Origin of the sequence: Pseudomonas yamanorum, assembly GCF_013386765.1 — a bacterium.
GTDB lineage: Bacteria > Pseudomonadota > Gammaproteobacteria > Pseudomonadales > Pseudomonadaceae > Aquipseudomonas > Aquipseudomonas yamanorum_A.
Genome location: NZ_JACARE010000006.1, coordinates 97,885 through 110,191, shown reverse-complemented (window position 1 = coordinate 110,191; position 12,307 = coordinate 97,885). Strand labels below are relative to the sequence as shown.

The following is a 12,307-nucleotide window of genomic DNA, read 5'->3' as shown; positions in this document are numbered from 1 at the left end:
GCGAGGAGCATTGTGATGAGTACTGAAGACAAACGCATACGCGAATTAGCGCATCAGATCTGGGAGTCTGAAGGCAAACCCCACGGCGAGGACGCGCGACACTGGGAGATGGCGCGCAAACTGGCGGAAGCCGAAGCACTGACGCCTTCCAAGCCAAAGGCTGCCGCCAAGCCCAAAGCCGCGCCGAAACCCAAGGCCGCAGCAGCGCCGGCCAAGCCTGTTGCCGACAAAAAACCCAAGGCGCCGCGCAAGCCCGCCAGCTGACAAAGGCCCCTTGTGGGAGCGGGCTTGCCCGCGATGGCGGCGGCACATTCAGCATCGATGTCGCCAGATACTCCGCCATCGCAGGCAAGCCAGCAACCACAGGGGAAACCGCATCCAATTCAAGATTTTCATCTGGCTTCACGCCGGCACGGCCCCGTTCGGCCCGGAAAAACCCTTTGCAGGAGCACCTCAATGAGCAAACCCAACAAGCCCAACTCGACGCCGGAAAACGAGCCGTCGCGGATTCGTGAAGGTTTGCCCTTCCCCCTCGGCGCGACCTGGGATGGCCTGGGGGTCAACTTTGCGTTGTTCTCGGCCAACGCCACCAAAGTCGAGCTGTGCATTTTCGACGACAGCGGCGAAGTCGAACTCGAACGCATCGAGCTGCCGGAATACACCGACGAGACCTTCCACGGCTACCTGCCCGACGCCCATCCAGGGCTGATCTACGGCTATCGCGTGTACGGTCCCTATGACCCCGCCAACGGTCATCGCTTCAACCACAACAAATTGCTGATCGACCCCTACGCCAAACAGTTGGTGGGCGAACTCAAATGGTCCGAAGCACTGTTTGGCTACACCATCGGCCACCCCGACGCCGACCTGAGTTTCGACGAACGCGACAGCGCGCCCTTTGTACCTAAATGCAAAGTCATCGACCCGGCCCACACCTGGGGCAATGACCAGCCAGTGCGCACGCCGTGGGATCGCACGATCATCTACGAAACCCACCTGCGCGGCATCACCATGCGCCACCCTTCAGTGCCTGAAGAAGTGCGCGGCACCTGCGCCGGGCTGATGGTCGACGATGTGCTCAAGCACATTCGCCAGTTGGGCGTCTCCTCGGTGGAACTGCTGCCGGTACACGCCTTCGTCAACGACCAGCACCTGCTGCAAAAAGGCATGACCAACTATTGGGGCTACAACAGCATTGCCTTCTTCGCCCCGGACCCGCGCTACCTGGCCAGCGGCAAGATCGCCGAGTTCAAGGAGATGGTCGCGCACCTGCATGAAGCCAAGCTGGAAGTGATCCTGGACGTGGTCTACAACCACACGGCCGAAGGCAACGAGCAAGGTCCGACCCTGTCCATGCGCGGCATCGACAACGCCTCGTACTACCGCCTGATGCCCGATGACAAGCGTTTCTACATCAACGATTCCGGCACCGGCAACACCCTCGACCTGAGCCACCCGTGCGTGCTGCAAATGGTCACTGACTCGCTGCGCTACTGGGCCACCGAGATGCACGTCGACGGTTTCCGCTTCGACCTGGCGACCATTCTCGGCCGCTACCGCGACGGTTTCGACGAGCGCCACAGTTTCCTCGTGGCCTGCCGCCAGGACCCGGTGCTGCGCCAGGTGAAAATGATCGCCGAGCCCTGGGACTGCGGCCCCGGCGGCTATCAGGTCGGCGGCTTCCCGCCGGGCTGGGTGGAATGGAACGACCGCTTCCGCGACACCGTGCGCTCGTTCTGGAAAGGCGACGACGGCCAATTGGCGGACTTCGCCGGGCGCATGACCGCCTCGGGCGAGATGTTCAACCAGCGCGGGCGTCGCCCGTACAGCTCGGTGAACTTCATCACCGCGCACGACGGGTTCACCCTGCACGACCTGGTGTCCTACAACGACAAGCACAACGAAGCCAACGACGAGAACAACCAGGACGGCAGCAACAACAACCTGTCGTGGAACCACGGTGTCGAAGGCCCCACCGACGACCCGGAAATCAACGCACTGCGCCTGCGCCAGATGCGCAACTTCTTCGCCACCCTGCTGCTGGCCCAGGGCACGCCGATGCTGGTGGCCGGTGACGAGTTCGCCCGCACCCAGCACGGCAACAACAACGCCTATTGCCAGGACAGCGAGATCGGCTGGATCAACTGGGACCTGGATGAAGACGGCAAGGCCCTGCTCAAGTTCGTCAAGCGCCTGATCAAGCTGCGCCTGGCGTACCCGATCCTGCGTCGCGGACGCTTCCTGGTGGGCGACTACAACGAAGACATCGGCGTCAAGGACGTGACGTGGCTGGCGCCGAGCGGTGATGAAATGACCATCGAGCAGTGGCAAGACAGCCACGGTCGCTGCCTGGGCATGTTGATGGATGGCCGCGCCCAGGAAACCGGGATTCGCCGCCCGGGGGCCGATGCCACCCTGCTGCTGGTGGTCAACGCCCACCACGACATGGTCAATTTCCGCCTGCCACCGGTGCCGGATGGTGGCTTCTGGACCTGCATGCTCGACACCAACCAACCGTCGGTGCGCGGCCAGGAACGCTTCGATTTCGACCACGAATATGCAGTCACCGGGCGTTCGCTGTTGCTGTTCGAACTGCAACATGAGGATGAGGTGTGAGATGGCCCTGCATGGATTTCTTCGCGGCTACCGGGAATACCCGGACACCCAGGCCCTCGGTGCGGCACTGAGGGCACTGGTGGAGGAAGGCCTGGATCAGTTGCCCTTGCCGGGCAGCGGGCAAACCCTGGAACGCTTCAGCCGGCTGGCACAAGTGGCCGGCCATGACCTGCGCTTGTGCAAGCTGTATGAAGGCCACACCGACGCCCTGGCGATCATTGCCGAGCTCGGCAGCCCCTTGCCACCGGTTGGCAGCACCTGGGGCATGTGGGCAGCCGAGCCGCCCACCGCCAGGGTGAAAATCCGTCGCGACGGCCATCGCGTGTGGCTGCAGGGCCGCAAGGCCTGGTGCTCGGGGGCTGCGGTGGTGAGCCACGGCTTGCTCACGGCGTGGGATGAAGAAGACCGCCAACAGTTGGTTGCGGTGGAAATGCATCAGCCCGGGGTAACCGTCACCGATGAAGGCTGGCAGGCCGTGGGCATGGCGGCCACCGGCAGTGTTGAAGTGCTGTTCAGCGAGGCCAGCGGCCTGGCCATTGGCGAGCCTGGGGATTACCTGGCTCGCCCAGGCTTCTGGCAAGGCGGCATCGGTATCGCCGCGTGCTGGTATGGCGCGGCACAGCGCCTGTCTGAGGCCTTGCGCGAACAGTGCGCCAAGCGTGCGGAGCCACACGCCCTCGCTCACCTGGGCAGTGTGGACAGTGCCTTGCATAGCGCGGCCTGCGTACTGCGGGAAAGCGCCACCCACATCGACCGGCACCCCAAGGCCAATGCCCAATTACTGGCGCAGCAGGCACGGGCCTGTATCGAAGAAACAGTCGACCAGGTGATCCATCACGTCGGGCGAGCATTGGGGGCCGGCCCGTATTGCAAGGACCCGCACTTTGCCCGGTTGATGGCCGACTTGCCGGTGTACCTGCGGCAAAGCCACGCCGAGCGCGACCTGGCCGCCCTCGGTCAACAGGTCGCCAATGAGCGCCCAGGGAGATGGGAATTATGAAAACCAACCCTATCGTTGGCCAGGGCACACCGTTGCACTTGTGGCAAAGCTCCTCGCGCCTGGCCGAGCTGGGCTGCGTCGACATCGCCGACCTGGTGCCCGATGGCAGCCGCGCCGTGATCATCGCCCCTCACCCGGACGATGAAGTGCTGGGCTGCGGCGGCCTGCTCCAAGGCTTGGCGGCGTTGGACCGGCCGATGCTGCTGATCTCCGTCACCGACGGCAGCGCCAGCCATCCCGGCTCCCGTCGCTGGCCGGTGGAGCGCCTGAGCGTGGTCCGGCCACAAGAGTCGGCCCAGGCCCTGCATCGCCTGGGGTTGCCGTTGCACAGCCTGAAATGGCTGCGAGCGGGCTTCAGCGACAGCCAGGTCGCAGCGGGCGAAGAAGACCTCAGCCAATTTATTGAACGCTACCTCAAGCCCGGCGATGTGGTCTTCACCACCTGGCGCGAAGACGGCCATTGCGACCACGAAGCCGTAGGCCGCGCCAGTGCCAGGGCGGCCCAGGCCGTGGGCGCGACCTTGCTGGAGCTGCCGGTGTGGACCTGGCATTGGGCAACCCCCGAAGACAGCCAGGTGCCCTGGCACCGCGCGCGCAAAATCCTCCTCACGCCTGAAGCCGTGGCCCGCAAGCGCCATGCGATCCATGCGTTCGCCAGCCAGTTGGAAGGCGACCCGCAGATCGGCCTGCCGCCGGTGCTCGCCCCGTATGCGCTGGAACGCCTGCTGCAACCCTTTGAAGTGGTGTTTGTATGAGCGTCGCCACGCCCTACTTCGATGAGCTGTTTGCCGGCAACGACGACCCCTGGGCCTTCCGCCAACGCTGGTACGAACGGCGCAAGCGCGCGCTGACCCTGGCGCTGCTGACCCGACCACGCTACGCCTCGATCTTCGAGCCCGGCTGCGCCAACGGTGAACTGAGCTTCGAGCTGGCCCCGCGCTGTGACCGCCTGCTGTGCTGTGACACGGCGCAGGCCGCCGTCAGCCTGGCACAGGCGCGGCTGCGGGGTTTCAGCCATGCCCAGGTGCAGCAGAGCCGCCTGCCGGAGCAATGGCCCACCGAGACCTTTGAACTGATTGTGCTCAGCGAGCTGTGCTACTACCTCGACCCGAAGGATTTCGATGGGCTGATCGATCGCGCGCTCGCGTCACTGACGCCTGACGGACAACTCCTCGCCTGCCATTGGCGCCCGCCCATCGAAGGCTGCCCCCAGACGGCCGACCAAGTACACGCGCGCCTCGACCAACGCCTGGGCATGTCGCACCTGGTGCAGCATCACGAAAGCGATTTTCTACTGGACTTGTGGAGCCACGACGGCACCACCGTTGCAACCCTGGAGGGACTGCGATGATCGGCATCCTGATACCCGTGCATAACGAAGAAACACTGCTGCCCGACTGCCTGAAAGCCGCGATGGTCGCGGCCAGCCATCCGGGGTTGCTGGGTGAAGAGGTGCAGATTCTGGCGGTGCTCGACAGCTGCAGCGATCGCAGCGCCGAGATCACCCGCCAATACCGGGTGCAGAGCCTGGAAGTGCAGGCGCGTAACGTGGGGCACGTGCGCGGCGTGGGTGCGCGGCACTTGCTCAACAACGGCGCGCGCTGGATTTCCTGCACCGACGCCGACAGCCGCGTCGCCCCGGATTGGCTGGTGGCGCAGTTGGCGTTGGGCGCGGATGCGGTGTGCGGCACGGTGACGGTCGATGCCTGGAGCGAAGGCTTCGACCCGGCGGCGCAGATTCGCTATCACCAGGCCTATGCGGCCCGAGACGGGCATCGGCATATCCACGGCGCCAATCTGGGCGTGAGTGCCAGTGCCTACGTGCGGTCCGGCGGTTTTGATCCCCTGCCGTGCCACGAAGATGTGGAGCTGGTGCGCCAGCTGGAACGCTGCGGTGCGTCCATCGCCTGGAGCCATTCGCCCCAGGTGATCACCAGCGCCCGCCTGGATTGCCGGGCACAGGGCGGCTTTGGCGATTACCTGAAGAGCCTGATGCAGGCGTCTTGAAAAAATAGGGACATCCGACTGTGTAAAAGCGACGATTCATAACTATGATCAGTACTCCTTGCGCGGCAATCCAGGGTTGGAACGCCGTCGCGCCGCGAGCATGAGCTGCATGACGCTCGCGGACCAACAAGAGTCGTCCCGTCAACGGGGTACGGCCTGCACCACCGATGAACAAGGACGTGACACCCATGAAACCAGCACCGTTAATTGACAGCCGCCGGGGCCCCGCGCAAATCTGGAACAGCGCCCCGCAACTCGCGCAAATCCCTGCCATCAACCCCGCAACCCTGGTGCCCGAAGGCGCCCGCGTGGTGGTCATCGCGCCGCATCCCGGCGATGAAGTGATCGCCTGTGGCGGCCTGCTGCAATTGCTCAGCACCCGTGAGTATGCCCTGCAACTGATCTCCATCACCGATGGCAGCGCCAGCCATCCGGGCTCCAGCGTGTGGCCGGCCAAACGCCTGAGCGTGGTGCGGCCCCAGGAAAGTGTCGAGGCCCTGCGCCGCCTGGGTGTGCCCCTGCACAGCCTGAAATGGATTCGCGGCGGGTTTGCCGACAACGCCCTGTCGGCGCGAGAGCAGCAGATGAGCCAATTCATCGCACGCTACCTGCAACCCGGCGACGTGGTGTTCACCACCTGGCGCAACGACGGTAACGACGACCATGAGGCCGTAGGCCGCGCTGCCGCCAAAGCCTGTGCGCTCAAAGGCATACACCTGCACGAGTTGCCGATCTGGGCGTGGCACTGGCCCTTGCGCGATACAGCTGCGATCCCTTGGCAACGTGCACGCAAAGTACGGCTCGATACCTGGAGCGTCGCTCGCAAGCTGCATGCCGCCCACGCCTATGCCAGCCAATTGGCCGGTGACCCGGAAATCGGCCTGGCGCCGATCTTGGCCCAAGTGCTGCTCGAGCGCATGCGCGAGCCCTATGAGATTGTGTTTTTGTAGGGAGTGACAAGGACGCGGACAAGCCCGCGTCCCTGCTGTGGAAATCAGCCTTCCGGGCGCAGGATCAGCACGCCCAACGGCGGCAAATTCAACGACAGCGACAACGGCTGCCCATGCTTGGGCTCTTCCACCGTAAACGCCCCGCCACCGTTGCCGAAGTTGGAACCGGCATAGGTATCGGCGTCGCTGTTGATCACTTCGCTCCAGCGCCCGGCGAACGGTACGCCTACCTGGTAGGCCTCCCTCGGCACCGGCGTGAAGTTGGCCACCACCAGTACCGGCCGGCCGTCCTTGCTCCAGCGCAGCCAGGCGTAGACGCTGTTGATGGCGTCATCCCCAATCAGCCATTGGAAGCCCTGAGGCGCGTCGTCCTGGTCGTGCAGCGCCGGTTCTTCGCGGTACAGGCGGTTGAGGTCGCCTACCAGTTTCTGCACGCCCCGGTGTTCCGGGTATTGCAGCAGGTACCAGTCCAGTTGCTGGTCGTGGTTCCACTCGCGCCATTGGCCAAACTCGCAGCCCATGAACAACAGCTTCTTGCCCGGGTGCATCCACATGAAGCTGAGGTAGGCCCGCAGGTTGGCAAATTTCTGCCAGCGGTCACCGGGCATCTTGTCGATCAGCGAGTGTTTGCCGTGCACCACTTCGTCGTGGGAAATCGGCAGGATAAAGCGCTCGGACCAGGCATACACCAGGCCGAAACTCAGCTCGTTGTGGTGATGAGCGCGGTACACCGGATCTTGCTGGATGTAATGCAGCGAATCGTGCATCCAGCCCATGTTCCACTTGTAGTTGAACCCCAGCCCGCCTTGTTGGGTGGGCTGACTCACGCCCGGCCAGGCGGTGGACTCCTCGGCGATCACCAGCGCACCGGGGGCCTCAAGGGCCACCACGTCGTTGAGGTGACGCAGGAAGTCGATGGCTTCAAGGTTTTCGCGCCCGCCGTGGCGGTTCGGCACCCACTCACCGGCCTTGCGCGAATAGTCGCGATACAGCATCGAGGCCACGGCATCCACCCGCAGGCCGTCGATATGGAAGTGCTTGAGCCAGTGCAACGCCGACGCCAGCATGAAGCCATGGACTTCGGTGCGGCCGAGGTTGTAGATCAGGGTGTCCCAATCCTGATGGAAGCCTTCCAGCGGGTTGGCGTATTCGTACAGCGCGGTGCCGTCGAATTGCGCCAGGCCGTGGGTATCGGTAGGGAAATGCGCCGGCACCCAATCGAGGATCACGCCGATATCCGCCTGGTGGCAGGCATTGACGAAAAACGCGAAGTCGTCCGGCGAGCCGAAGCGCGCCGTCGGGGCAAATTGTGACAGGGCCTGGTAGCCCCAGGAGCCGCCGAACGGGTGCTCCATGATCGGCATCAGCTCGATATGGGTGAAGCCCAGTTGCTGCACATACGGAATCAAGCGCTCGGTGAGCTCGCGCCAACTGTACTGGCGGGCCACTTCGCCGACTTCATCCAGCTCACACTGCCACGAGCCGGCATGCAGCTCGTAGATCGACAGCGGTGCGCTGGGCTTTTGCCGTTCACTGCGCGACTGCATCCAGGCTTCATCCTGCCAGTCGACCTGCAGCGGCGAAGCGACTTTGGAGGCGGTGTCCGGTGGCATCTGCGTGGCCAGGGCCATCGGGTCGGCCTTGAGCGGCAGAATCCCGTGGGCCCCGAGAATTTCATACTTGTAGGCAGCGCCGGGTTGCAGGCGCGGGATAAAGATTTCCCAGACCCCGGACGGGTGCCGCAGGCGCATCGGGTGACGGCGGCCGTCCCAGATATTGAAGTCGCCCACTACCGATACCCGGCGCGCATTCGGCGCCCATACCGCAAAGCGCACGCCCTGGACGCCGTCGACGCTGGTCACCTGTGCACCGAGGCAACTGCTCAGATCGCGGTGATTGCCTTCGGCGAACAGGTACAGGTCCATCTCCCCCAGCAGCAGCTGGCTGAAGCTGTAAGGGTCTTCAGTGATCTGTTCGCCACCGGCCCACTGGATCTTCAGCAAGTACGCCTGGCGGCTGCCGAAATGCCCGACAAACAGGCCCGGCACGTGAGTCGCGTCAAGGCTGCCGATGTGCTCGCCACTGTCGCGGGCCAACACCTGGACGCTCAAGGCCTCAGGCAGGAAGGCGCGAATGAACTGGCCGCCCTGCTCGTCATCATGGGGCCCGAGGATCGAGAACGGGTCGTGATGCTCAGCGCGCACCAGCGCCTCGATGTCCTTGGCAGCAGGCATCACACTCAACTTTGGCTGCAGCGGTTCTTTGCTTGTAAAACTCATGACGTCTCCCCACCGCGTGCAGTTTTCGATAATGGTTTCAACCCACTGAGCAGCCCGTGCAAACCTTGCAACGGCACCGGCAACCAGCTCGGGCGATTCTCTGCTTCGTAGGCCACTTCGTACGCGGCCTTCTCCAGGCTGAACAACGCCAGCGCAGCGTCCTGGCCCTTGGCATCCTGCCAGTCATGGGCCAGTGTAGCCGTAGCCCCGTGATAAGCCTGGATAAATGCCTGCCTGGCCTCCTGCAAGTAGCGATCCGCGACCCGCTGCCGTGACGCATTGGCCTCGGGTGACTGGTCCACGCCCTGCACATTCACCGCCATGGCCGCCGCGTAATCGAACGACCGTAGCACCCCGCTCACATCCTTGTACGGGCTGTGTTTGCCGCGACGCTCATGCAGCGGCCGCGCCGGTTCGCCCTCGAAGTCGATCAGGTAGGCATCGCCCTTCACCACCAGTACCTGGCCCAGGTGCAGGTCGCCATGCACGCGAATGCGCAACCCGCCCACCGTGGCTTTCGCCAGGTCCTGGACGTAACTGGCGATGGCCTTTTTCTGATCCAGTAAAGCACTGACCAACGCCTGGTCGGCAGGGTTCAACCGGGTTTGATGCTGTTTGAGCAACTGCAAGGCGCGGTCGATTTGCGCGCCCACCTGCTTGCTCCAGGCCTGGCTGTCCTTGACCGAGGTCACCTCGGGTTTGAAGGCTTTGTCGGTGGTCGGTGCTGCCAGCACCTGGTGCATTTCACCGAGGCGCTGGCCGAGCAAGCCGGCGAAGTCCGCCAGTTCGCCGAGCGCGTTGTAGTGCTGCTCCTGCTCGGAGATGGCTTCGGCCAGTTCGTCGCGAATCGCCCGTTCCAGGTTGTTCTGGGTCCAGCTCCAGGCATCGCCCTGGTTGTTCAGGTAACCCTGGGCAATCATCAACAGGTTGTCCTGGCCCTCGGCATCGTGGCGAATCACTGAGCCCAGCAGCGGCGAGATATGTTCATAGCCGGCTTCGGTCAGGTAGGCACCCATTTCCAGCTCGGGGTGCACCCCGGCGCTGACTTTGCGGATCAGTTTGAGCACCAGGCTGCCGCCCACTACCACCGAACTGTTGGACTGTTCGGCCGCGAGGTAACGCACTTCCGATTCGTCGTTCAACTCCAGTTTGGCCAACTGTGCCGTGGGTTCGAAGCGAATCTCGCCATCGGTGGAGCTGAGCACGGTGTTGGCCTGCAGGCCCTGGATCACCGCACGAATATAGGTGTCGAGGCTGAAGGCGTCCGTCACCAGGCCGACCTGGCGCACCCGCCGCACACGGGCAAGTGCCAGCTGTTGCGGCAACGCGCTGGTGAACTGGTCTTCGCCGAGGAAGCCGAACGGCAGTTGATAGCGGCTGACCTGCCCGGCGCTGGTGACTTCGATTTCGCTGAGCAACACCGGATGCTGCGGGTCGCCAAAGCGCACGCCGTAGGCGATGTGCACGCCGTCGATCGCCGTGTCCTTGCTGGCAAACCAGCGGCGCTTGGGCAGCCACGCCGGCAAGGCATTCTGTTCCAGGGTGGTACGGCATGGCGCTTCGAGGAGTTCTTCCATGCGTTTTTTCAGCACCAGGGTGGTGAAGTCCGGAATGCTTTGCGCCGGTTCCACGTGCCAGCTCGGCATCTGGTTTTCCGCCGCCAGCACGAACCAATAGAAGCCGTACGGTGCCAGGGTCAGCAGGAAATTCAGCTGGCCAATGGGCGGGAACGCATTGCCGCCGAGCATCTCCACCGGGACCATGCCGGCAAATGCCGAAAGGTCCAGCTCGGCCGCCTGGGCACTGCGGGACACGTTGGCCACGCACAGGATGATTTCATTCTTGCCGTCGGCACCCACGTATTCACGCGTATAAGCCAGGATGCGGCGGTTGGTGGGCGAGAGCATTTTCAGGCTGCCGCGACCAAAAGCCTTCGACTGTTTACGCACGGCCAACATGCGCCGGGTCCAGTTCAGCAGCGAGTGCGGATCCTGGGTCTGGGTTTCAACGTTGACCGACTGGTAGCCGTATTGCGGGTCCATGATCGGCGGCAGCACCAGGCTGGCCGGGTCGGCGCGGGAGAAGCCGCCGTTGCGGTCGATGGACCATTGCATTGGGGTGCGCACGCCGTCGCGGTCACCGAGGTAGATGTTGTCGCCCATGCCGATTTCATCGCCGTAGTACAGGGTCGGCGTGCCGGGCATCGACAGCAGCAGGCTGTTGAGCAGTTCGATGCGGCGGCGGTCACGCTCCATCAATGGCGCCAGGCGGCGGCGAATCCCCAGGTTGATCCGCGCGCGGCGGTCGGCGGCGTAGTAGTTCCAGAGGTAGTCACGTTCCTTGTCGGTGACCATTTCCAGGGTCAGTTCATCGTGGTTGCGCAGGAAGATTGCCCATTGGCAATTAGCCGGGATTTCCGGGGTCTGGCGCAAAATGTCGGTGATCGGGAAACGGTCTTCCTGGGCCAGCGCCATGTACATGCGCGGCATCAGCGGGAAGTGGAAGGCCATGTGGCATTCGTCGCCGTCATCGCCCTTCTTGTCACCGAAGTACAGCTGGGTGTCTTCCGGCCACTGGTTGGCTTCGGCCAGCAGCATGCGGTCGGGGTAGTTGGCGTCGATCTCCGCGCGGATCTGCTTGAGCACGTCGTGGGTTTCGGGGAGGTTTTCGTTGTTGGTGCCGTCGCGTTCGATCAGGTACGGGATCGCGTCCAGGCGCAGGCCGTCGATGCCCATGTCGAGCCAGTAGCGCATCACCGACAGCACGGCTTTCATCACCTGCGGGTTGTCGAAGTTGAGGTCAGGCTGGTGGGAATAGAAGCGGTGCCAGAAGTACTGGCCGGCAACCGGGTCCCAGGTCCAGTTGGACTTTTCGGTGTCGAGGAAAATGATGCGGGTGCCGTCGTATTTCTGGTCGTCATCGGACCACACGTAGAAGTCCCGTGCCGCCGAGCCTGGCTTGGCCTTGCGCGCGCGCTGGAACCACGGATGCTGATCGGACGTGTGGTTGATCACCAGCTCGGTGATGACCCGCAGGCCACGGTTATGCGCCTCGGCGATAAAGCGCTTGGCGTCGGCCATGGTCCCGTAGTCGCTGTGCACACCGCGGTATTCGGCGATGTCGTAGCCGTCGTCACGGCGTGGCGAGGGGTAGAACGGCAGCAGCCAGATGGTGTTCACGCCGAGGTCGGCGATGTAGTCGAGTTTGGCGATCAGCCCGGGAAAGTCACCGATGCCGTCGTTGTTAGAGTCGAAATAGGATTTGACGTGAACCTGATAAATCACCGCGTCCTTGTACCAGAGCGGGTCTTTGATAAAGGTGGCAGCCTTGGGTTTCTTCGCCATTGGAAACTCCTGGGAATTCTAAGAAATCTGCCTGAAGGAACTCGATCAATGTAGGAGCTGGCTTGCCTGCGATGGCGGTGCATCAATCACACTTTTTCCAGCTGAAAGACC

At 63.4% G+C, this 12,307-nt stretch carries 9 protein-coding genes; 7 read left to right on the top strand and 2 right to left on the bottom strand.

All coding sequences use genetic code 11. The features are described from left to right. The first annotated feature begins 15 nt into the window (after positions 1–15). The 7 genes from HX875_RS03740 to HX875_RS03710 all read left to right on the top strand — a co-directional run bounded on the left by HX875_RS03740 (position 16) and on the right by HX875_RS03710 (position 6,573). Positions 16–264 carry a DUF2934 domain-containing protein gene (locus HX875_RS03740; RefSeq protein ID WP_177041747.1) on the top strand — a complete coding sequence of 83 codons (249 nt, stop codon included), beginning with the start codon at positions 16–18 and terminating at the stop codon, positions 262–264. A gap of 192 nt (positions 265–456) precedes the next feature. Next, positions 457–2,616, top strand: coding sequence for a glycogen debranching protein GlgX (gene glgX, locus HX875_RS03735; protein ID WP_177041745.1), 2,160 nt, complete (start codon positions 457–459; stop codon positions 2,614–2,616). Position 2,617: 1 nt separating this feature from the next. Continuing rightward, entirely contained in the window at positions 2,618–3,616 is a 999-nt protein-coding gene (locus HX875_RS03730; protein WP_177041744.1) for an acyl-CoA dehydrogenase family protein, read from the top strand. Continuing rightward, complete coding sequence (locus tag HX875_RS03725; RefSeq protein WP_177041742.1) at positions 3,613–4,371, top strand: PIG-L deacetylase family protein; 759 nt, start codon at positions 3,613–3,615, stop codon at positions 4,369–4,371. Before HX875_RS03730 ends, HX875_RS03725 begins: the two co-directional genes overlap by 4 nt. After that, the gene (locus HX875_RS03720) at positions 4,368–4,967 is read left to right on the top strand and encodes an SAM-dependent methyltransferase (RefSeq protein ID WP_177041740.1); all 600 of its coding nucleotides are present in this window, start codon (positions 4,368–4,370) and stop codon (positions 4,965–4,967) included. The genes HX875_RS03725 and HX875_RS03720 overlap by 4 nt, the downstream gene beginning before the upstream one ends. Further along, positions 4,964–5,623, top strand: coding sequence for a glycosyltransferase (locus HX875_RS03715; protein ID WP_177041738.1), 660 nt, complete (start codon positions 4,964–4,966; stop codon positions 5,621–5,623). The genes HX875_RS03720 and HX875_RS03715 overlap by 4 nt, the downstream gene beginning before the upstream one ends. 188 nt (positions 5,624–5,811) lie before the next feature. Continuing rightward, positions 5,812–6,573, top strand: coding sequence for a PIG-L deacetylase family protein (locus HX875_RS03710; RefSeq protein WP_177041736.1), 762 nt, complete (start codon positions 5,812–5,814; stop codon positions 6,571–6,573). A 44-nt stretch (positions 6,574–6,617) separates the two neighbouring features. On the opposite strand, the gene glgB is transcribed toward HX875_RS03710, so the two are convergent. Together glgB and treS are read right to left on the bottom strand one after the other, a co-directional pair. Then, entirely contained in the window at positions 6,618–8,852 is a 2,235-nt protein-coding gene (gene glgB, locus HX875_RS03705) for a 1,4-alpha-glucan branching protein GlgB (protein ID WP_177041733.1), read from the bottom strand. Then, a complete protein-coding gene (treS, locus tag HX875_RS03700) occupies positions 8,849–12,196 on the bottom strand; it encodes a maltose alpha-D-glucosyltransferase (protein WP_177041731.1) in 3,348 nt (1,115 codons plus the stop codon). Before treS ends, glgB begins: the two co-directional genes overlap by 4 nt. Positions 12,197–12,307: the final 111 nt, after the last annotated feature.

Coding starts and splice junctions, on each gene's coding strand:
- HX875_RS03740 (WP_177041747.1), top strand. CDS start 16: ATGAGTACTGAAGACAAACGCATACGCGAATTAGCGCATCAGATCTGG.
- glgX (WP_177041745.1), top strand. CDS start 457: ATGAGCAAACCCAACAAGCCCAACTCGACGCCGGAAAACGAGCCGTCG.
- HX875_RS03730 (WP_177041744.1), top strand. CDS start 2,618: ATGGCCCTGCATGGATTTCTTCGCGGCTACCGGGAATACCCGGACACC.
- HX875_RS03725 (WP_177041742.1), top strand. CDS start 3,613: ATGAAAACCAACCCTATCGTTGGCCAGGGCACACCGTTGCACTTGTGG.
- HX875_RS03720 (WP_177041740.1), top strand. CDS start 4,368: ATGAGCGTCGCCACGCCCTACTTCGATGAGCTGTTTGCCGGCAACGAC.
- HX875_RS03715 (WP_177041738.1), top strand. CDS start 4,964: ATGATCGGCATCCTGATACCCGTGCATAACGAAGAAACACTGCTGCCC.
- HX875_RS03710 (WP_177041736.1), top strand. CDS start 5,812: ATGAAACCAGCACCGTTAATTGACAGCCGCCGGGGCCCCGCGCAAATC.
- glgB (WP_177041733.1), bottom strand. CDS start 8,852: ATGAGTTTTACAAGCAAAGAACCGCTGCAGCCAAAGTTGAGTGTGATG.
- treS (WP_177041731.1), bottom strand. CDS start 12,196: ATGGCGAAGAAACCCAAGGCTGCCACCTTTATCAAAGACCCGCTCTGG.